Origin of the sequence: Paraburkholderia sediminicola, assembly GCF_046027825.1 — a bacterium.
Lineage (GTDB): Bacteria > Pseudomonadota > Gammaproteobacteria > Burkholderiales > Burkholderiaceae > Paraburkholderia > Paraburkholderia sediminicola_D.
Genome location: NZ_JAQQDU010000017.1, coordinates 1 through 20,803 on the forward strand (window position 1 = coordinate 1; position 20,803 = coordinate 20,803).

Annotated in this window: 22 protein-coding genes; 14 read left to right on the forward strand and 8 right to left on the reverse strand. The window is 62.1% G+C overall.

The features are described 5' to 3' along the window. The first annotated feature begins 252 nt into the window (after positions 1-252). Positions 253-555, forward strand: a complete 303-nt coding sequence (locus tag PQQ96_RS11885; RefSeq protein ID WP_172314577.1) for an ArsR/SmtB family transcription factor — start codon at positions 253-255, stop codon at positions 553-555. A gap of 92 nt (positions 556-647) precedes the next feature. Then, on the forward strand, positions 648-1,709 hold the full coding sequence (locus PQQ96_RS11890) for an alkene reductase (protein ID WP_408291808.1): 1,062 nt from the start codon (positions 648-650) through the stop codon (positions 1,707-1,709). 266 nt (positions 1,710-1,975) lie between these two features. On the opposite strand, the gene PQQ96_RS11895 is transcribed toward PQQ96_RS11890, so the two are convergent. After that, the gene (locus PQQ96_RS11895) at positions 1,976-2,503 is read right to left on the reverse strand and encodes a GNAT family N-acetyltransferase (RefSeq protein ID WP_408291810.1); all 528 of its coding nucleotides are present in this window, start codon (positions 2,501-2,503) and stop codon (positions 1,976-1,978) included. Positions 2,504-2,636: 133 nt separating this feature from the next. On the opposite strand from PQQ96_RS11895, the gene PQQ96_RS11900 reads away from it, so the two are divergent. After that, positions 2,637-3,284 carry a VTT domain-containing protein gene (locus tag PQQ96_RS11900; protein WP_408291812.1) on the forward strand — a complete coding sequence of 216 codons (648 nt, stop codon included), beginning with the start codon at positions 2,637-2,639 and terminating at the stop codon, positions 3,282-3,284. Positions 3,285-3,325: 41 nt separating this feature from the next. Beyond that, positions 3,326-3,937, forward strand: a complete 612-nt coding sequence (locus PQQ96_RS11905) for a LysE family translocator (RefSeq protein WP_408291814.1) — start codon at positions 3,326-3,328, stop codon at positions 3,935-3,937. Positions 3,938-3,965: 28 nt separating this feature from the next. On the opposite strand, the gene PQQ96_RS11910 is transcribed toward PQQ96_RS11905, so the two are convergent. The 4 genes from PQQ96_RS11910 to PQQ96_RS11925 all read right to left on the reverse strand — a co-directional run bounded on the left by PQQ96_RS11910 (position 3,966) and on the right by PQQ96_RS11925 (position 6,086). Further along, the gene (locus PQQ96_RS11910; protein WP_408291816.1) at positions 3,966-4,472 is read right to left on the reverse strand and encodes an SRPBCC domain-containing protein; all 507 of its coding nucleotides are present in this window, start codon (positions 4,470-4,472) and stop codon (positions 3,966-3,968) included. Next, positions 4,469-4,819, reverse strand: coding sequence for an ArsR/SmtB family transcription factor (locus PQQ96_RS11915; protein WP_408291818.1), 351 nt, complete (start codon positions 4,817-4,819; stop codon positions 4,469-4,471). Before PQQ96_RS11915 ends, PQQ96_RS11910 begins: the two co-directional genes overlap by 4 nt. A gap of 4 nt (positions 4,820-4,823) precedes the next feature. Further along, entirely contained in the window at positions 4,824-5,285 is a 462-nt protein-coding gene (locus tag PQQ96_RS11920) for a VOC family protein (protein ID WP_408291820.1), read from the reverse strand. A gap of 168 nt (positions 5,286-5,453) precedes the next feature. Further along, positions 5,454-6,086, reverse strand: coding sequence for a helix-turn-helix domain-containing protein (locus tag PQQ96_RS11925; protein WP_408291822.1), 633 nt, complete (start codon positions 6,084-6,086; stop codon positions 5,454-5,456). Positions 6,087-6,238: 152 nt separating this feature from the next. Here PQQ96_RS11925 and PQQ96_RS11930 point away from each other — a divergent pair, with 152 nt between their 5' ends. Further along, the gene (locus tag PQQ96_RS11930; RefSeq protein WP_408291824.1) at positions 6,239-6,595 is read left to right on the forward strand and encodes a RidA family protein; all 357 of its coding nucleotides are present in this window, start codon (positions 6,239-6,241) and stop codon (positions 6,593-6,595) included. An 18-nt stretch (positions 6,596-6,613) separates the two neighbouring features. Continuing rightward, positions 6,614-7,855 carry an NAD(P)/FAD-dependent oxidoreductase gene (locus PQQ96_RS11935; protein ID WP_408291826.1) on the forward strand — a complete coding sequence of 414 codons (1,242 nt, stop codon included), beginning with the start codon at positions 6,614-6,616 and terminating at the stop codon, positions 7,853-7,855. Between the two features lie 103 nt (positions 7,856-7,958). On the opposite strand, the gene PQQ96_RS11940 is transcribed toward PQQ96_RS11935, so the two are convergent. Further along, positions 7,959-8,669 carry a response regulator gene (locus PQQ96_RS11940; RefSeq protein ID WP_408291827.1) on the reverse strand — a complete coding sequence of 237 codons (711 nt, stop codon included), beginning with the start codon at positions 8,667-8,669 and terminating at the stop codon, positions 7,959-7,961. A gap of 375 nt (positions 8,670-9,044) precedes the next feature. Between PQQ96_RS11940 and PQQ96_RS11945 the strand changes: the two genes are divergently transcribed. The 7 genes from PQQ96_RS11945 to PQQ96_RS11975 are packed head-to-tail and all read left to right on the forward strand — an operon-like array spanning position 9,045 to position 15,518. Continuing rightward, positions 9,045-9,683, forward strand: a complete 639-nt coding sequence (locus PQQ96_RS11945; RefSeq protein ID WP_408291829.1) for an energy transducer TonB — start codon at positions 9,045-9,047, stop codon at positions 9,681-9,683. Positions 9,684-9,738: 55 nt separating this feature from the next. Next, complete coding sequence (locus PQQ96_RS11950) at positions 9,739-10,527, forward strand: MotA/TolQ/ExbB proton channel family protein (RefSeq protein ID WP_408291831.1); 789 nt, start codon at positions 9,739-9,741, stop codon at positions 10,525-10,527. A 3-nt stretch (positions 10,528-10,530) separates the two neighbouring features. Then, positions 10,531-10,962 (forward strand): ExbD/TolR family protein, encoded by a 432-nt coding sequence (locus PQQ96_RS11955; protein WP_408291833.1) that lies wholly within the window; start codon positions 10,531-10,533, stop codon positions 10,960-10,962. 28 nt (positions 10,963-10,990) lie between these two features. Next, the gene (locus tag PQQ96_RS11960; protein ID WP_408291834.1) at positions 10,991-11,419 is read left to right on the forward strand and encodes an ExbD/TolR family protein; all 429 of its coding nucleotides are present in this window, start codon (positions 10,991-10,993) and stop codon (positions 11,417-11,419) included. Between the two features lie 24 nt (positions 11,420-11,443). Then, entirely contained in the window at positions 11,444-12,805 is a 1,362-nt protein-coding gene (locus PQQ96_RS11965; protein WP_408291836.1) for an MFS transporter, read from the forward strand. 22 nt (positions 12,806-12,827) lie between these two features. Then, positions 12,828-13,847, forward strand: a complete 1,020-nt coding sequence (locus PQQ96_RS11970; RefSeq protein WP_408291973.1) for a dipeptide epimerase — start codon at positions 12,828-12,830, stop codon at positions 13,845-13,847. Positions 13,848-13,856: 9 nt separating this feature from the next. Further along, positions 13,857-15,518 (forward strand): serine hydrolase domain-containing protein, encoded by a 1,662-nt coding sequence (locus PQQ96_RS11975; protein ID WP_408291838.1) that lies wholly within the window; start codon positions 13,857-13,859, stop codon positions 15,516-15,518. Between the two features lie 48 nt (positions 15,519-15,566). On the opposite strand, the gene PQQ96_RS11980 is transcribed toward PQQ96_RS11975, so the two are convergent. Together PQQ96_RS11980 and PQQ96_RS11985 are read right to left on the reverse strand one after the other, a co-directional pair. Continuing rightward, positions 15,567-17,033, reverse strand: a complete 1,467-nt coding sequence (locus tag PQQ96_RS11980; RefSeq protein ID WP_408291839.1) for a M81 family metallopeptidase — start codon at positions 17,031-17,033, stop codon at positions 15,567-15,569. A 126-nt stretch (positions 17,034-17,159) separates the two neighbouring features. Next, on the reverse strand, positions 17,160-18,152 hold the full coding sequence (locus tag PQQ96_RS11985) for an ATP-binding protein (protein WP_408291841.1): 993 nt from the start codon (positions 18,150-18,152) through the stop codon (positions 17,160-17,162). Positions 18,153-18,420: 268 nt separating this feature from the next. Between PQQ96_RS11985 and PQQ96_RS11990 the strand changes: the two genes are divergently transcribed. Beyond that, a complete protein-coding gene (locus PQQ96_RS11990; protein ID WP_408291842.1) occupies positions 18,421-20,790 on the forward strand; it encodes a TonB-dependent receptor in 2,370 nt (789 codons plus the stop codon). Positions 20,791-20,803 lie beyond the last annotated feature (13 nt).

The following is a 20,803-nucleotide window of genomic DNA, read 5'->3' on the forward strand; positions in this document are numbered from 1 at the left end:
CCATCTGCAGCTGATTTACGAGCGCGATTTCACATTGTGAAATTTGCGCTGCGTTCTTTTTTGTGCGAAATGCGGTCCGTCCCGAAAGTGCAGGCTTATTTGTGCGCCCACAACTATCGACCCCATAGCCAGTAATGGCTTCAAGCATATCGTTAAATTCCGATATACAATTCGTTTTGTAGCGATGCAGATGTGTGGCCGCCAACCGGCGGCCACGTCTGCCGGTTGTTGATGCCCTGAAAACTGACCCACATGACGCTCGATATCGACGCGATCCACAAAGCGCTTGCCAACCCTGTACGGCGGGAGATCCTTGGCTGGCTGCGCGAGCCGTACGCGCATTTCTCCGATCAGGAGTTGCCGCTCGATCAAGGCGTGTGCGCCGGCAAGATCGACGCGCGCTGCGGCCTGTCGCAGTCAACCGTGTCGGCGCACCTCGCCGCCTTGCAGCGCGCGGGTCTCGTCACGTCCAGGCGGGTGGGTCAATGGGTGTTTTTCAAACGCAATGAGGCTGTCATTCAGGCGTTTCTCGAGCACATGAACACCGGGCTCTGAGCACATCATCCGCATCGCCGCGTTTTTCGCTTATTTCATCGTGCAATTTTTTAAGGCTCGGGCCACGCGCCCGCCACCTAAGGTGAACTCTTATGCCGACTCTTTTTGACCCGCTCCAGATTGGCGACATCACGTTGTCGAACCGCATCATCATGGCGCCGCTCACGCGCCAACGCGCCGACGAAATCCGCGTGCCGAACGCGCTGATGGCGAAGTACTACGCCGAACGCGCCACGGCGGGCCTGATCATCAGCGAAGCCACTTCCGTCACACCGCAAGGCGTCGGTTACGCCGAAACGCCGGGCATCTGGTCGCAGGAACAGGTCGAGGGCTGGAAGATTGTCACGAACGCCGTGCATGCAGCCGGCGGCAAGATCTTCCTGCAACTCTGGCACGTCGGCCGTATCTCGGACCCGCTGTTCCTGAAGGGCGAACTGCCGGTCGCGCCGAGCGCGATCGCGGCACAAGGCCACGTGAGCCTGGTGCGTCCGGAGCGTGCGTACGTGACGCCGCGCGCACTGGGACTCGATGAAATCACCGGTGTGGTGGACGCGTTCCGCAAGGGCGCCGAAAACGCGAAGGCGGCAGGTTTCGACGGCGTGGAAGTGCACGGCGCGAACGGCTATCTGCTCGACCAGTTCCTGCAGGACAGCACCAACAAGCGTACCGACGCGTACGGCGGCCCGATCGAAAACCGCGCCCGCCTGCTGCTCGAAATTACCGACGCCTGCATCGACGTCTGGGGCGCGAATCGTGTCGGCGTGCACCTCGCACCGCGCCGCGACGCACACACCATGGGCGATTCGGACCCGGCGGCCACCTTCGGTTACGTGGCACACGAACTCGGCAAGCGCAAGATTGCGTTCATCGCTGCCCGCGAAGCGCTCGGCGACGACCGCCTCGGCCCGCAACTGAAGAAAGCGTTCGGCGGCCCGTACATCGCGAACGAAAAGTTCACCAAGGAAACCGCGCAGCACGTGCTCGACGCGGGTGAAGCGGATGCGGTCGCGTGGGGTCAACTGTTCATCGCGAATCCGGATCTGGTGCGCCGCTTCGAGACGAATGCCCCGTTGAACAAGCCGAATCCGGCGACGTACTATGCACGTGGCGAAACCGGCTACGTCGATTATCCGACGCTGGAAACTGTCGAATAAGTGGTCGAAGTCAGCTGGAAATTGAGCTGGGAAATTAACAACGCAAATGAGCTGCGAAGTCGGCGGAGGGTTAAGCCGCTGTATTAAGGCGGCTGATTCGTAGAAGTGTGCGGTACGACAGCGCGGCGGGTATGAGCGGACGGATGTCCAATCTCACCTGCCGCGTTTTTTTATGCGCTGCCGGTCGGGCGCTTCGTGTGAATTGCACGCTCATCGCAGACACATCACAGACGCAGCGTTGGCACACTAAGCGCTCTCGCCTGCCGTCATGCCAGATCACGCCGCATGAACACGCGCTTCGATTCGTCGAGTCCGCGCGCGATATGCGCGTCGCGCCGCGCGATCAGCGCCGCATCGAGATCGGCCTCCTGGATATCGTGAAAGCCGAGCCGCCGATAGTACGGCGCGTTCCACGGCACCTCGCGAAACGTCGACAATACAAGTTGCGTGACCTGTTGCGCGCGTGCGAGTTGCGCGACCTGCTCGATCAGCGCCGCGCCGATGCGTTGCCCGGCATGCGAGCTCAGCACGTCGAGTTCCTGAACATAGAAGCGCGCGGGCTGCGCCTCGAACATCACGAATCCCACACAGGACTCGTCGGCATCCACGGCGACGACGATCTGCCGCGCGTCGATCTTGCGGTTGACGAGTTCCAGCTCCATCGGCGGTGCATCGGCGATGCCGATCATGCCGACGCCGACAAAGCGCTGGCCGGCCTCGAATTCGATCGTACGGATAGCGTTGGCATCGTGCGGCGCGGCAAGGCGGAACGTGATGTTGGAAGCGTGTTGCATAAGCATTTTGTAGGTTTTCTAGAGGTGATTCCGGAAGGCTCCCCCGATATTGACATTGCGACCCCGAAATAAACAAGTGCCTGCGCCGCCACGGGACTAAACTCCTGAATACCTCAATCCCTTTCGAACCAAGATGGATTTCATGCATGTGTTGCAGGTCGCCCTGCACTTCGACCAGCACCTGAGCGGTTTGATCGTGCAATACGGCACGGCCGTATACGCGATGCTGTTTCTCGTAGTGTTCGTCGAGATCGGCTTCCTGCCGCTATTCTTTTTGCCTGGCGATCCGCTGATTTTCATCTGTGGCGGTCTCGCCGCCACCGGTGCGCTGAACGTCTGGCTCGTGATCCCCGTGCTGTTCGCCGCTACCGTGGCGGGCAGCATTGTCTGCTATGCGATTGGCCGCGCGATCGGCGAAAAAGTCTATACCGCGGATTACCGCTGGCTTGATAAGGGTGCACTACGTAAAGCGCACGCGTTTTACGAAGCACGCGGCGGCCTGACCTTTCTGCTGTCACCGTTCATTGCGGTCGTGCGCACTTTCGCGCCGTTCGTCGCCGGTGTTTCACGCATGACGTTTGCACGTTTCGTCTCGTTCGTCACGGCCGGTGCTGCACTGTGGATCGTGTCGCTGGTGGCGGCCGGCTATCTGTTCGGCAACGTGCCGCTGGTGCGCGATCATATGAGCTCGATCGTCCTGCTGGGCGTCTCGCTCGGTGTTGGATCGTTGCTGGTGAGCGCCGTGTGGCGTTTCGTCAACCGAAGGTTGCGCGCTCATTGAGCCGGCAGTTGCATGCTCACTCAAATTCGCGGAGAAACGTTATGACGCTGTCTGCTTTGCTCGTTTTCGCCCTGGCGCTGATCATCGCCGCCGGCACGCCGGGCCCCAGCACCGCCGCGCTGGTCGCGCGCGTGCTGACCAACGGCTTTCGCGACGTGTTGCCGTTTCTCGCCGCGATGTGGCTCGGCGAAGCATTGTGGCTCACCTGCGCGGTGGCCGGTCTCGCGGTGATCGCGCGCAGCTTCGGCATGGTGTTCATCGTGCTGAAATTCGTGGGTGTCGCCTATCTGCTGTTCCTTGCGTGGAAGATGTGGCGCGCACCGGCCGACGTGCAAGGCAGCGAGTTGCCGTGCGGCCAGTCGCCGTGGCGCATGTTCGTCGCCGGCATGCTGGTGACACTTGGCAATCCGAAGATCATGATGTTCTACCTCGCGTTGCTGCCGACCATCGTCGATCTGTCACGCATCGGCACCGTCGCGTGGTTCGAACTGACGCTCACCATGCTGATCGTGTTGATGGCCGTCGACTTCGGCTGGGCTCTGCTAGCAACGCGTGCACGCAAGCTGTTGAGCACCCGCCGCGCAGTCAGGATCACCAATCGCGCCAGTGCCACGGTCATGGCAGGTGTTGCCGCCGCGATCGCCACACGCTGATGAGAACGTGACAACGACGCGCCGGTTTTCAGCCCGGCGGCGCAGCAGCTTGCACCTCAGTCCGTAGCGACGCCAGCAAGGCCTGCCACCATTCGCCGTGCCGCAACAGAAACTCGCGCTCGGGGAAATGGTGGCGCGCCACATGCTCCTGCGGCACCGTATCCCAGCCGCGATGCTCAACCGTCACGCGCGTTTCGTCGCCCACTGCTTCGAAACGCACTTCGACCTGCGTGTGCTGCGCATCGGTGAAACTGGCCTGATGCCAGCCGAATGCCAAACGCTCACCCGGCTCCCAGGCCGTGACGCGGCCGATCTCGAACACGCTGCCGTCCTGCTGCGTTTCGATCAGGCGCCCATACGCCCCGGTCGTGAGAGGCGCCGCGGCCTGCTCGAACGACAGCACGCCCGCGCCTTGCGGCGTGAATTGAAACAGCCCGTTCGGCCGCCACCATCTGCCGATCTCGCGCGTGAACACATCGAACGCGCGCAGCGGCGTGGCCGCAACGCGGAGCGACACCTGCACGCGCGAACTCATTCCTGCTGCTCCAGATGCGCCTTGAACGCCAGCAATTGCTCGGACCACAACGCTTCGGTCTGTTCGAGCCATGCCTTCAGTTCGCTCATCGGCGCCGATCTCAGCACGTAGAGCCGCACGCGCGCGTCGACGCCATCGTGCGATTCTTCGATCAGCTCGCTCGAACGCAGCACACGTAAATGCCGGCTCATCGCCTGCGGCGAGAGCCCGGTGGCTTGTGCGAGTTCGCCGGCGCGCATCGGCTGCTGGCTGAGCAGGTCGACCACCTGACGCCGGTTCGGATCGGCAAGCGCGGCCAACGTGCGGTCAAGCGAAGCGCTGGCAGGCAGTCCCATCGGCTTACCCATCCGTTTAAACCCATCCTTCGATTTTCAGCCCGCTCACGCGCTCGGCTTCCTCACGCGACACCGCTCGCACGGTCTGGCCGAAGCTCCAGACGTGCCCTTCCGGATCGCGCGCCGCATAGACGCGGTCGCCGTAAAACTGATCCGCCGGCTCGCGCGTGATGACAGCGCCCGCGGCACGCGCGCGGGCGCAATGTTCGTCGAGTCCCTCGCGCAGTTGCACGTGCACCGATTGCGTATTCTTGCCGCCGATCGAAGCCGGGCTTGCCGCGTCTTCCGACCATTCGCGGCAGATCATCACGTAGCTGTCGCCGAAGCGCATTTCCGAGTGACCCAACTGGCCGTCGCTATCCGTGACCACCAGTTGACGCTCGAAGCCGAACGCTTTCTCGAGCCAGTCGAGCGCGGCAAACGGATCCTTGTAGTACACCGACGCGCCCAACGAAGGACGATGAAACGGTTCGCTCATGATTGCCTCCTTTTATAAACCTTTCGGTTGATATTTAACACTATAGTTAAACAAATCGGAAAGGCAAGGACGGCGTATTCGTATCGTGGTTCCTTCACAATGCCGGTGTCAGCATTGCCGGGATCGCACGGGAATTTAAGGCGAGATGGAGATGCGTCCAGCGATCAGTCAGATTGTGCCACTCAGCCGATGTTCATCGGTATCGACACAGCACACCAGCGCCTCTGCATCCTCCTTGCTGAGGCTCAAATAGATGTGCCCGACCGAACTGTCGAAATACAGACTGTCGCCTGGCATCAACTTGAATGCCTTGCCGTTTTCGAAGCGCAGTTCCAGTTTGCCGCTCAACAGGAAGACGAACTCTTCGCCTGAATGCCGGATGTACTCGGGAAAGTCCGACACGGCACGCGCGTGGATGTGCGCACGCATCGGCACCATTCGCTTGCCGGTCAGGTTGTGAGCGAGCATGCCGTACTCGTAGTTCGGCGTGTCGTAGATCTGCTGCTTGCCGGCGGCCGTAAACGACGGCTTCATTGCATCGGCAGCCGGCTTGCGGACGCGCCCGAAGATCGCGTCGAACTCCAGTTCCAGCGAATGCGCGAGCGCCGCAAACTTGTCATAGGTCAGCGCGATATCGCCGCGCTCGGCCTTGGAGATCGTCGACACCGCAATGCCGGAGCGTTCCGACAACTCCGTCAGGGTCAGCCCGCGCGCCTTGCGCGCCTGCCGCAAGTGCCCACCCACCAATTTATGATCGAGCGCGGGCGGCGCTTCAGGGGTGTTCGCAACCTGTTTTTTCATCAATGCCTTGACCATCTCACTCACTTTCAGCGGAGAATTTCTTCTCATATACGAGAATTTTAATTTTCTCGTATATGATAACTCACCTCGCTTTACCCTTTCTTTCAACGAGTCCGGCCCGTGTAGCGCCGGCATGTCGGCACACCAAAACTATGTCCAACGAAATCAAACGTCTGCAAACGAATGCGCGCATGAGCCAGGCAGTGATCGCCAACGGCGTTGTTTATCTTGCCGGCCAGGTCCCCGACTCGGCGAACGTATCCGTCACCGAACAGACGAAAGAAGTCCTGGCGCGCATCGACACCTTGCTCGAATCGGCCGGCGTCGATCGTACGCGCCTCCTGTCAGCGAACATCTGGCTAAGCGACCCCAGGCACTTCGCGGACTTCAACGCCGCGTGGGACTCATGGGTGCCGGCAGGTCACGCCCCCACCCGTGCGTGTGTGCAGGCCTTGCTGATGAAGCCGGGTTGCGACGTCGAAGTCGCAGTGACGGCGCTTCTGGCGTAAGCGGCAACAGGTGAGTTTATGAGCACAACGAAATTCGATGCCATCGTGCTCGGCGCGGGCATTGTCGGCGTGTGCGTTGCCGTGCACCTTCAGAAACGCGGCCGCCACGTCGCATTGGTCGACCGCAAGCAGCCCGGCAACGAAACGTCGTTCGGCAATGCCGGGCTGATCCAGCGCGAAGGCGTGTATCCCTATGCGTTTCCCCGCGACCTCGGCACCTTGCTTCGGTACGCGCGCAACCAGTCGCCAGACGTTCGCTACCATGCCGACGCCATGCTCAAGACCGCGCCGTTCCTGTGGCAATACTGGCGCAACTCTCATCCGGAAAAACACGCTGCTATCGCGAAGTCGTACGCAACATTGATCGAGCATTGCGTGGACGAGCACCGCGCGCTAGCCGCCGCAGCCGGCGCGAGCACATTATTGCGCCACACCGGCTGGATCAAGGTGTTTCGCACTGACAAGGTACGGGACGCGGAGACCCGGCTCGCTGAACAGTGGCATCGTGCATATGGCGTCGAGTTCGAAGCGCTCGGCGCCGCGCGCCTGCAACAGAGGGAGCCCGATCTCGACAAGACTCTGGCCGGCGGCTTGCGCTACACGGCGTCCGATTCCGTGAGCGACCCCAATGCACTCGTCACTGCCTACGCGAAGTATTTCGAAGCGCTTGGCGGACGATTTTTCATCGGCGATGCGGATTCGTTTCGTGAAGGTTGGGCGGTCGATACGGAGGCCGGAACGATCACGGCTTCATCAGCGGTAGTCGCGTTGGGGCCGTGGTCAGATCGCGTGAGCTCGCGGCTCGGCTACCGCTTACCGCTTGCCGTCAAACGTGGGTACCACATGCACTATGCGCCCAAGGCAGCGGCCCGTCTGAATCATCCAGTTCTGGACGTCGAGAAAGGCTACCTGCTGGCGCCCATGGCAAAAGGCATTCGCTTAACCACGGGGGCGGAAATCGCGCACTGCGATGCACCCAAAACGCCCACGCAACTCACCGCGGTCGAGCCGATTGCACGCACGCTGTTTCCATTGGGCGAGCGTCTCGACAGCGAAGCCTGGATGGGGCGGCGCCCTTGTACGCCCGACATGATGCCGATCATCGGACCAGCCAGGAATCATCGGGACTTATGGTTCGCGTTTGGCCACGCGCACCACGGGCTGACGCTAGGACCGGTCACAGGCCGGCTGATCGCCGAGATGATGACCCACGAGGAAACGCTCGTGGACACGCGGCCGTTCAGGGTCGAGCGGTTCTAGAACAGTTTGCACGGCGAGCTCGATCCGGTAACACGGCGATCACATGCGGATCGAGCATCGCATCGGGAACGCGTGCAATCGCCGCAATGAGTGGCACGAGCGCCTAACGGTGACTGACATCGAGCATGTAACCCTCACCGCGAATCGTACGAAGCAGTCTCGGCTCCTTGATATCCTCGCGCAACTTCTGACGCAAGCGCGAGATCTGCACGTCGATGCTGCGGTCGAACGCGTCGATCGACTTGCCGCGCGCGGTGTCCATCAGGTATTCGCGGCTCAGCACACGTCCCGGTGCGGCGAGGAACGCGTTGAGCAAACGAAATTCCGCATTCGACAAGGGGATGACCGTGTTGTCGGCGGCAATCAGGTGGCGGCCGGTCTGGTGAAGCCGCCAACCGGCGAAGCGGCTTTCCTCCTGGGCGCGCGTGCGGCCTTGCGTTTGAGCACGCACGCGGCGCAGGATCGTCTGGATCCGCGCGATCAGCTCACGCGGTTCAAACGGCTTGACGACGTAGTCGTCGGCACCCAATTCCAGCCCGACGATCCGGTCGGTCATCTCACCGCGCGCGGTCAGGATGATCAGTGGAATCTCCGAGGTCGCACGAATCTCGCGACACAGGTTGAGGCCGTCGTCGTCCGGCAGCATCAGGTCGAGCACCACGAGATCGAAGCCGCCCTCCTGGAGCGCGAGATGCATTTCCGCACCCGTGGCGGCTTGCGCGGTGGTCATGCCGAAGTCTGCAAGGCAGTCGCACAGCAGGCTGCGAATCTGCGAGTCGTCGTCGACGACGAGAATACGGATCGCTTTGTTCACGGCGTCTCTTCTCCGATATTGCGACGGTGAGGTGTGGCCCTCAGGCTCATTATTGCCTCTCAATATAAGGACTTTTTGCACGAATTGTTGCGGCCTTGAAATAATCGCCCTGCGCCTTGCCCTGCAAGGCCGCCCGGAGAAGCCAGCACGCCTTGCGAGGGCGCATGTCATGGATAACCCGATCCGGTTTTTCCCGAAGTAACACCTCTCTGCATCGTCCACCCCCGCCGTCCCGTCTGGCTTTGCACCTCGTGCGGCAACATTTCCGAACCAGACAGCGTTTGTGTCAGCACAGATACAAAGCCGATATGAACCAGAAATGCCCGGGTCTTAACGTGGCTCCCAAGTCATATCAAGGCAGGAGACACGCGGGAAATGAACTACGCACAACCTAAGCCGCCCGCCCGGCGCATGGCCGGCATCGCCTTCGTGGTCGGATTGCACGCCGTGATCGTTTACGCATTGCTCACCGGTCTCGCGACGAAAGTCGTGGACGTGATTCGTCAGCCGATCGAGACGCGCATCATCGAAGAGATCAAGCCACCGCCCCCACCTCCACCGCCGCCGAAGCGAATCGCGCCACCACCGCCGAAACACGTCGCGCCCCCGCCGCCGTTCGTGCCACCACCCGAAGTGCACGTCGCCGCGCCGCCGTCGTCGAACGCGATCACCGCGCAGTCGACCATACCTGCGCCGTCCACACCCGCCGCACCGCCGACGCCCCCCGCGCCTGCAGCGCCGGTGGCGAGGAGCGTCGGCGTCGTGTGTCCGAACTCGACGCAAGTACGCGCCGCCATCCGTTATCCGCGTGAAGCGCTCAAGGACAACCTGACCGGCGATGTCGTCGTGACGTTCACCGTCGGCACCGACGGCAACGTCAAGGATCTGAGCGTGACCCAATCGGCCGTGCCCGTTCTCGACCGGGCCGCCGAAAACGCTGTGCGGCAGTTCCATTGCGTCGCGCAGGGCGAAGAGGTCCGCGTGCAGGTGCCCTTCTCTTTCAAGCTCGATTAAGGCTGCCCACGACAGCCGTTCCTTTTTATTTGCTAACGCATTTCAGGAGACGTTCATGACCAACCGCACCCGCTCGGCCGCCCTAATGACGACTCTGTCGTTCGCAGCCAGCGCCGCCCATGCCGCTACCGATACGGTGGTGAATCCCTATGGCCTCGATGCGCTCTGGAAGGGCGGCGATTTCATCGCGCGAGGCACCTTGCTCATTCTGGTCATCATGTCGATGGGCAGTTGGTACATCATCGTCGCGAAGCTGCTCGAACAGGCGCGTGTGCTGCGACGCGCGAAGGCGGCGGAAACGGGCTTCTGGAAAGCGGGCAATCTCAACGAAGGCACGCGCCAACTGGACGCCTGTAGTCCGTTCCGCTTCATCGCCGAGAAAGGTCTCGCGTCATTCGAGCATCACGAAGGCGCGCTACTCGAACAGGTCGATCTCAATCATTGGGTCGCGGCGGCCATCGAACGCGCCACCAACGCAGTCTCGAGCCGCTTGCAGGACGGTCTCGCATTTCTCGGCACCGTCGGTTCGACCGCGCCGTTCATTGGCCTGTTCGGCACAGTGTGGGGTATTTATCACGCACTAACGGCCATCGGCATCGCAGGGCAGGCCTCCATCGACAAGGTCGCAGGGCCGGTCGGCGAAGCGCTGATCATGACCGCGATCGGCCTGGCTGTCGCCGTGCCCGCCGTGCTCGGCTACAACTGGCTCGTGCGCCGCAATAAGGCCGTGATGGAACGCGTGCGCGGGTTTTCGACGGAATTGCACATCGTCATCCTGACCGGCAAGACCACCGCCGGGGCCGCCGCCGCGACTAAGGCCACCTCCCTCTCACGCGTAGGGTGAACCATGGCCATGACCGTGGGAACCCGTGACGGCGACGATCACGACGAGGTCATGGCGTCCATCAACACGACGCCGCTGGTCGACGTGATGCTGGTGCTATTGATCATCTTCCTCATCACGATTCCGGTGGTATCGCATACCGTGCCGGTCTCGCTGCCCAAGGAGACCGTGCAGCCTCTGCAGACGACGCCGCAGAACGTGATTCTCGCCGTGACGAAGGACGGTGACGTGTTCTGGGACGAACGGCGCGTACCCGATGCGGCAACGCTCGTCGAGAAGCTCAAGGCAGTCGCGGTGCAATCCCCGCAGCCGGAAGTCCACATCCGCGGCGATCTCGACGCGCGCTACGCCGCCGTTGGCCGAGTAGTGTTCGCCTGCCAGCGGGCCGGCATCGCCAAGGTCGACTTCATCACCGAACCGCCGCCACGCCAGTGATCCATCCACACCAACAAGGAGACCCGAGATGGCGATGACGATGCCCACCGGCGACGGAGACGACGCCGAAGTGATGGTCGAAATCAACACTACGCCGCTAATTGACGTAATGCTCGTCCTGCTGATCATGCTGATCCTCACCATTCCAATCCAGACAAACGCGGTCAAGCTCGACATGCCGACCGGCGCGCCACCATCGCAGCCGCAAACGCCACCGGTGGTGCAGATCGATATCGCGGCCGACGGCACCATCGCATGGAATGGCGAGGCGTTGATCTCGCGCGCACAGCTAGAAACGCGCTTGCGCGACGTGGCCTCCGACCCCACAGCGACGGAGCTGCATCTACGGCCCGACAAGGCCGCGCCCTACCGCGCCGTCGCGATGGTCATGGCGTCTGCGCAGCGGCTCGGCGCGACCCACATCGGGCTCGTGGGTAACGAGCAGTTCATGCAATAACCGTTCTCTCATCACAGAGCCCCCATGTTCGACTCCAACCTCGACTTGCCCGCCCCCGTAGCGGGCCAAAGCCCGCCATCGGATTCACGCGCCGGACCGCTCGCCTGGTTTGGCCTGGCGATTCTTGTAATCGTGGCGTTCTTCGCGTTCGTCGACCGTCAGATGCTGATCCTGCTGACGGAACCCATCCGCCACGATTTTGGGCTGACCGACACGCAAATCGGCCTGATGCAAGGTGCGGGCATCGCCCTCTTCGCTGGCGTTGCTTCCCTGCCGATCGGCTGGGTCGCCGACCGCGTGGACCGCCGCGTGGTGCTGGCGGCGTGCGTACTCGTCTGGAGCGCCGCTACCGCGATCTGCGGCATGACCAGCCACTTCTGGCAATTGTTCATCGCCACCGTCGGCTTGGGAATCGGCGAAGCCGGACTGGTGCCGGTGATCTATGGCCTGATTCCCGATCTCTTCCCGGCGCGTCAACGCGTACTCGCCAATGCGATCTTCGCCCTCGCCAATCTGTTGGGCGCCGGCGCTGGGATGGCGCTTGGCGGCGCGCTGATGCACGGCATCGCGGCGCTGCACAGCGCCCTGCCCGCCGGACTCGCCGATCTCGCGCCGTGGCGCATCGCGTTCTTTGCCGTTGCCTTGCCGACGCCCGTGCTGGTCGTGCTGGTTGTACTCATCCGGCCCGGACGGCACAGCGACACGGGCGAATCCGCGGCTCGTCACCGGTCCTCCGCGCCGTTACCGTCCGCACCGGTCTACTTCCGGCGCGAAGCCACCATGATGCTCAAGTTCTTCGGTGCAATCGGACTGGTCAACCTGGCGTTTGGCGGTGTGGCGACATGGATGCCGGTTGTGGCCGTGCGGACCTTCGGCGCCACGCCGGCCGAAGCAGGTAGCGGCATGGGTGTGGCGGCGATGGCCGGCGGCATTGCAGGTTGCGTGCTCAGCGGACTCGTGGCCGGCCGCATGAGGGCGCGCTTCGGTGCGCTCGCCCCCCTGCGTGTCTGCGAATGCGGCGCGCTGGTTGCAGGCGGTCTGTCGTTCCTCTATCTGGCAGTTGGCTCGGTCACGCCGGTCTATGCGCTCTTCGGCGTCCAGCTCGCTTGCATGGTCGCAGGCATGGTGCTGTTTCCCACCATCATGCAGAACATCTGCCCCGCGCATCTGCGCTCGCGCGTCGCGGCGATCGGCGCGCTGACGTCGATCGTCGTGCAATCCGTCAGCCCTGTGTTTATCGGTTTCATGTCGGACCGTCTGCACGCGCTCACCCAGGGTCTGCTGTGGTCGATTGTCTGTGTAGCCGCGTTCGGCTTCTTCGCCGCTTGCATTCTGATGCGCGCGGCCGGCCGCGGAGTACGCGGGGCAATCGAACGCTATGCGTGATTCTCTTCTCCCTCCCTCTCCCATGTTACCCCGCCTGCTTACACTCTCATTGCGTATCGAACGGTGGCCATTGGCCGTTCCGTTTCACATCACCGGCCACGTTATCGATGCCGCTCGCCTCGTGAGCGTGACCATCGCCGACGGGTATCATGCCGGCCATGGTGAAGCATCCGGCGTCTTCTACCTCGACGAAACACCTGAATCGATCGCAGCACAAATCGAAAGCGTGCGAACGTCGATCGAAGCGGGCATCACGCGTGCACAACTCCTCGACGTGTTGCCGCCCGGCGGCGCGCGCAACGCGGTCGATGCGGCATTGTGGGCGCTCGAATCACAACGGCAAGCCCTGCCTGTCTGGCGCGTGGCCGGCTTGCCCGCACCGCGTCCGTTGCTGACTACGATGACGATCGGCGTGGACACGCCGCATGCGATGGCCCAGGTCGCTCGGGCGCTGATCCACGCCCGGGCGCTGAAGATCAAACTGGACGGCACCGCTGCCGACGCTGTGCGCCTCGCGGCAATCCGTGAAATACGCCCGGACGTGCCGCTCGCCGTCGACGCGAATCAGGGCTGGTCGCGCGCGCACTTCGACGCGATGATGCCGGTGCTGCAACAGCTGGGCGTCGGCATGCTCGAACAGCCGTTCGCGATCGGCGCGGACGCTTGCCTCGAGGAGATCGATTGTCCGATCCCGCTAGCAGCCGACGAATCGTTTCAGGATATCGGGGACCTACCTACCGTCGCGTGCCGCTACGACATCGTCAATCTCAAGCTCGATAAATGCGGAGGTCTGACGCGCGCGCTAGATCTCGCCGCACGCGTACGCGAGGCGGGCTTGTCCGTGATGGTCGGTTGCATGGCCGGTACCTCGTTAGCGATTGCGCCCGCCTTTCTGCTCGGACAACAGTGCAATCACGTCGATCTCGACGGACCGATTTTTCTCGCTCACGATCGCGAGCCAGGCGCCGCCTACGTCGACGGCCTGCTGTATTGCCCGCCCCAGATCTGGGGCCACGCGGGCGTCACCGCTTCCTCTCGCTGAGCTATCGACATGACACCTGAAGCATCCGCCACGACGACGCGGCTCGACGCGCTGTTCGCTCCTTATCAACAAGCCAATGCACCCGGGCTAGTCGCCGGTATTGTGCATCGAGGCCAACTTCTGTATCGGCGCGGCCTCGGCATGGCCAGCCTCGAACACGGCGTCGCCAACACGCCGGCCACGCGCATGCGAATTGGCTCCGTCAGCAAACACTTCACTTGCCTTGCTACCTTGCTCCTGTGCGAGAGCGGACGTCTCGACGCCGACGCACCCATCGGTGCGTATCTGCCTGAGTTGCCACCGGCCGCCGGCGCACCGACGTTGCGGCAGTTGATGTCGCATCGCGGCGGCCAGCGATGCGCGCTCGATCTTGCATTGCTGACGCAGGGCCTGGCAATCTCGCCGCGTGGCGCACTATTGGCGACGCAGCACCGTCAACGTGACGAGAACTTCCCGCCGGGAGAACGCATGATGTATTCGAACGGTGGCTATCACCTGCTTTCGCTAGCCATCGAGCGCGCAAGTGAAATGCCATTCGACGCGTTCCTGGCAACGCAGATATTCAACCCCATGCGCATGCGCGATACGACGTGCGTACCGAACGACATGACAATCGAGCACGGCATTGCGACCATGCATGTACCCGACGGCCAGGGAGGATTCCGGCGCGGCATCTTTCCATCGTGGGACCTGCTGGGCGAGGGCTCGATCATCTCGACCATCGACGACATGTTGCGATGGACCTCACACCTGCGCAGCAGCGACAAGATCGTCGGCAACACCGATACCTGGGCGCAGATGCTGGCCTTGCCGGTATTTTCAAGCGGCCAGCGCAGTCAATACTCGCTCGGTCTTAAGCACAGTGTCTATCGAGGCGTTAAACTGATACACCATTCGGGCGGTGTCGTAGGAGGCACCTGCCAGATGCTGGTGTCGGCAGAACATGGACTTGACGTGGTCCTGCTCAGCAATGGCGCTGTCGACGTACCGCTTGAACTTGCGAAGCGTGTCGTCGACATCGTGCTCGCGGGCGAGTTGAGCGGCGACGGGCCACCGGTCGCGGCGCGCGCTGCCGATCATAGGGCACGCCTCGGCACCTACCGGTCGCCAGGCAGCAGCACGGTGTATGCGCTAGAAGACCGCGACGGTGCGCTGGTGTTAACGGGACTGCTTTGCCCTAAGCCTTCGATGCCGCTCTACAACAGCGATGATGATCTGAACGACGTAGAGATCGAAGCCAGCGCCGACGGAGCCGTCGCATTGCGCTGGGGATCGCCCGGCGCGCCGGACGATCTATCGTGCATCCGCATCGTGCATTGTGGCCACGCAGACATGTTCACGCGACTCGTTGAAGCGCCCGCGATGACGCCCTGCCTGATCGCAGGGATGCCTGGCACGTTCGAAAGTCATGATGCGAATGCACGCGCAACGATCCATATCGACGGCGAAGCACTCGTCCTTCGGATGGATGGCGCAGCGGGCGGTTGCGATTACCGCCTCACGCCGCTGGCCAGCGACGTCTTCGGCCTGACGCCGGTCGATCCGATGGATATCATGGCCGGGATCGTCACATTGACGCGCGATGCAGCGAGCGCAAACATCACGGGTTTTCGTGTCGATACTCCGCGTACCCGGCATCTCGCCTTCACGCCGGTACGGGCCGACGCCTGAATCCTGACGCCTGACACTTGCCGGCGCGTCGACCGCGCCGGCAAATACTCACTTTGCCGACGCAAAAGGATTCGACACGCGCGGCCAATAGTTCAGATCACGATGCCGATAGTCCAGTTCGGCAAAAGCCGTCGTGAGCGCACCTGGCGCCGCAATGTGGAACACTGCCTTCGAGCGCGGCGCGAAATCGGCCTGAAAATGCTGCGTCGATTTCACGATCACCAGCTTCTTTGAGCCGAAGTCGATACCAAGACCCGTGAACGCGTCGACACCCAGCACCTGGGTGCGAACCGAAATCAACACGATGTCGAGCCCGTTGGCCGCTTCGACCCATACCGCCCGCCCAAGCGGCTGTTCGATACCCATGATGCTTTGCGTATGCCGCTCGACCACCCCGCGCACAGTGACACGCAAGTCCACGGGGTCCCCGGAGTACACACTGCATTTCCCGCCAATACGCAAATCCAGCGTCGCCCCCACACCGGCGTCCCTGCAGATCTGAATAGCACCAAGATCCCACAAGCACCCAATCGCAACATTGGCAATCCGCCGCTCGACCACGCGACGCAAGATGAACGTGCTGTCGCACGGCGCGCCACCGCCGGGATTGTCCGCGACATCCGCCAATACGACCGGGCCACCCTCGAGCACCAGCGCGCGATCCAGTCCGGTATCGATGTCGAGCCATGCCGGGCGGGTCGCGTTGCGCAGCTCCCAGAATTCGCGAGCCAATTGCGCCGCCAGCGCCTCCGCCTTCGCGAGATCGTTGTCCGTCACCACCCAGACTTTCGCGCCGGCTTCGGGCACGTCGCCCCACGGGAAACCGTGGCCGAGCGACACGGATAGCACGCCGTCGCGCCCTTCGAACGAGTGCATACGCCGGACAAACCCCGCCATCGGCTCGCTAGTGGTATGCCATGCGCCAACCATCCGGCAGTCGACCACAGCGATCTCCGGACGGATGCGCCCGGCAGCCATATCAAGCGCCAACAGATAGGCCTCGCGGGCCCGGTCGACGGCATCGATATGCGGATACTCCTTGTACGCAATCAGGATGTCCGCCGATGCCTTCATCAGTTGTGTGAAATGACAGTGCGGATCGAGCGTGACGGAGATGGGCACGTGGGGACCGACAATGGCGCGAATGCCGGCGAGCAGGTCGCCCTCACAATCGTCGTAGCCCTCCGCTACCATCGCACCGTGTAGCAGCAGGATCACCGCATCCAACGGCAACGCGGCTTTCACACCGTCGAGAATTTCGTCTCGCAGGGACTCGTAAACTGCACGAATCGTGCGACCGGATGGCTGGGCTTCGGCACACAGTCCCTCTTTGATTTCATGGCCGTCCTGCTCAGCAAGGCGCCGAACTTCCGCGAGCACGTGCCCCATGCCGTCGGGCTCGCGCAAACTCGCGTCGCCGTGAAAGATGGTGCTCTCCTCGAAACCACCCCAACCGGTCGGACAAGGGGCGAACGTGTTCGTTTCGGTCGAAAGCTGAGCCGTATATATTTTCATGGTGAGGTCTGCCAAACGTGATTTAGGGGTGTGAAACGACTATAAGCACGCGCCATTTCCGCTTTGTGATCACTGTGTATCAAGCGTGAAATAGAGCTTCGACTACGGTCGATCCGATCACCCGTTCTACCGACGCGGCAGCGTAACCTGTGCCACCAGCCCGCCTTCCGTGCCATTGCGCAACACCAGCTCGCCGCCATGGCGCTTCACAACGTCGTTCGCGATGGCAAGGCCAAGTCCCGTTCCCCCGGTGTTCTTGTTGCGAGAACTTTCCACCCGGTAGAACGGCTCCAATGCCCGCTCCAGTTGCGACTCCGGTATACCGGGGCCATGATCGACAATCTCGATACGTACGCACGACGGCGCGTCGGTCAGACGGATGTGCGCGTCTTCACCGTATCGAATCGCGTTGGCAACCAGATTCGTCAGGCAACGCTTGAGGCCGAGCGGCTGGGCCGATATCGGCGGCACAGCACCGCTGATTGTCACCCGTTGGCCGTGTTCGGCTGCGTCCTCCGCGATCGCATCCACCAGCGCATTGATATCGACCGGACTGAACGCCTCAACCACTTCTTCATTGCGTAGAAACGACAGCGTGGCTTCCAGGAGTTGCGTCATTTCGTCGATATCGTCTCTGAGCCGTTCACTCAATTCGACATCCTGAGCAGAGCGAAGGCGCAGTTTCATGCGCGTCAGCGGTGTGCGCAAATCGTGCGACACAGCGGCGAGAAAACGGTTGCGCTCACTCATTTGCCGCCGCAGCGACGCCTGCATGGTGTTGAACACTCTGGCAGCCTGACGCGCTTCGATGGGCCCCGATTCCTTGATAGGCGGCGCATCGATGTTCCTCGACAATTCAGCTGCCCCCAAGGCTAGCGAGCGGAAGGGGGCAGCCAGCATGCGTGCCCCGATCCAGGACGAGATCAGCGCCGGCATGACCTGGATCATCACCGCAGCGCCCCACTGCAGCGGCGCACTCATCCCGGGAGGCGGTCTGAAAGGAGCCGTGCTGTAGAGCTTGAAAAGCAAAAGGGCGGCACTCGCCTGCGTCACCAGGACGATCGAAATCATCATGAAGAGCAGGCGGTAAAAAGCGGAATCGAAGCGGGGTTTGCGCATGGTCCTGGCCGACAGCGAGCGATGATTTCAATTATCGCCTGCGAATGTAGGGTCTCTGTGTGTACTTTATTGCAAACTCGAAACAAATTTCCGTATTGGCTATACGTCCACTGCCTGTCTGGTCACCTACCCTCTCCGCAAGTTTGTATCAACAGCGATACAAAGGCCACATGAAACAGAAATAACCGGCACTTACCGTTCACCTTGAGTTGCGCTACGCGGCACCACTTTCGGTAGATTGCAAAATCAAGAGGAGACAATGGTGAAGATGAAAAACAGAACGAAGCACGCAGCGGTTTCGACGGCGTTATCGCTGCGGCACGGCGGATGTTACGCAACGCTATTCGTCGGACCGGTTTTCGGGTTGGCATCGCTGGGTGTGCATGCGCAGGAACAAGCGCCAACACCAATGCCGACTCAGCAGATCGCTGCGCCGGAAGCGGCGTCCACCGGAACGCCGGCCATCGCACAGAGCACTGCGGCGTCGAACGCACCCGCGGCTGAGACGTCGAAAGCGCAAGGTAAAGACGGCGCGACGCTCAATACCGTTGTGGTTACCGCGACCCGCCGACGTGAGCCGGCGCGCGAAGTGCCGATGCAGGTCAACGTGCTCCCGGCCGATGAACTTCAGAAGAGCGGCGCAAAGACAATGTCGGATTACCTGTCTTCGGAGCCGGGCGTCGACCTAAACGCCAGCGGCGGCAGTGGGTCCGGTCAGGTCAGTATCCGTGGCGTGACAACAGGTGTTCAGACAGGGCCGACGGTCGGCATGTATATCGACGACGTCGCGTTCGGCGGCAGCACCTTGTTCTCCCAAAGTGCGACGTTTGCGCTCGACATGAGTCTGCTCGATCTCAACCACGTCGAAATTCTGCGTGGTCCGCAGGGCACGTTGTACGGCGCCGGCGCGATGGGCGGCTTGTTGAAATACGTTACCAACGAACCCGACTCGGAGCAGTTTTCCGGGCTGGTCGGCACCGGCGTGTCGGGAACTGAGCATGGCGGAGTGAGCGGCACGGCCAATGCAGCGTTGAACATCCCGCTGAAAACCGACGTTGCGGCACTGCGCGTCTCCGTTTTCGGGCAGCACGACGGCGGCTATGTCGATGCAGTGGGTCCCCAGGCGGATTCGCACATCGATCGCGGCGACACCTACGGTGCCCGCGCATCGTTGCTGCTGACTCCGACCAGAGACTTGACGGTGCGGTTGACCGCTGTCTCGCAGAACATCAATCGCAACGACCCAAACTACGTTGAATATGGCTCCAACGGCCAACCGGTTTGGGGTGACCTGACAACGCAACAGTTCGCCCCGCAACCGTTTCATCAGAACATCCAGCTCTATTCGGCCGGAATCGAATACGAGCTCGGCTGGGCGCGGCTGAACTCGATCACGTCGTTTCAAAGGATCAACTCGAGCGCGCCGCAAGACTTGACCGGCGTATATGGGCCGCTATTTGCCGCTCAGGGGCTCGACCTGGGCTCGGTGGTGGCAAAGGATGTGGCCACCACGAACAAGTTCACGCAGGAGTTTCGCTTGACCTCGCCGGGCAACCAGCGACTGGAGTGGCTGGCCGGACTTTTCTATACGCATGAGCGCAGCAACTTGAGCGAGGGGTTTCTGACGACTCTGCCCGATGGCACAGCCGGGCCGAACCTGTCGGAGATCGAAGCGCCCAGCACGTACGACGAGTACGCGGCATACGGCGACCTGACTTATCACCTCACCCCGCGCCTTTCGTTGACCGGCGGCATCCGGATCGCACACAACACCCAGACGTATGAACAAACCACGTCCGGTACGCTCGCCGGCCCAACCCAGACCGTCTCGGCGCCGTCGTCGGACACCAGCAAGACTTACATGTTCACCGCGAGCTATGCGCTGACGTCCAATAGCAATGCGTATGTCCGCGTCGCCAGCGGCTACCGGCCCGGCGGCCCGAATGCACTGCTAATCGATCCACTCACCGGCATGCGCGCGCCGGGCAGGCCGACGTTCGATCCCGACACGCTGTGGAGTTATGAGGCCGGCTACAAAGCCGACCTGCTCGACAAGCGGATATCGCTGGAAGCGTCCGTCTACGACATCGAGTGGAAGAACATCCAGCAGCTCGGTACGGTCGACGGTGTAAACCAGGTCGTCAACGCCGGTGACGCACGAATCAAGGGGCTGGAGTTCTCCGGTACGTTCCGTCCCGACCGGCACTGGAACTTCAGCGCGAACCTTTCGCTCATCGACGCGCGTTTGACGACTGGCGACGCCAGCGCCGGCACAACAGCCGGCGAACCACTGCCAGATTCGGCCAAGGTCGCCGCGACGTTCTCGGGCACCTATCTGTTCACGGCGCAAGGGTATCCGTCGTATGCGGGGGTCACCCAACGATTGGTCGGCCGACGTCACAGCGGGTTCGACACCAGCTCGGGCCGCCCGGACTACCCGTTGCCCGGCTATGCGATCACGGATCTGCAAGCAGGCGTGGACTTCAGGAAGTTCAGCCTGGCGTTCTATGTCCGCAACCTGTTTGACCGTCGCGCCTTGATCGCAGCCGGTACCTCGCTGATGCCGCTGGGCGGCCCGGCTCTCGTCAGCGTGATTCAGCCCCGCACAATCGGCGCGACGCTGACCGTTCCGTTCTAATAATATGGATAAC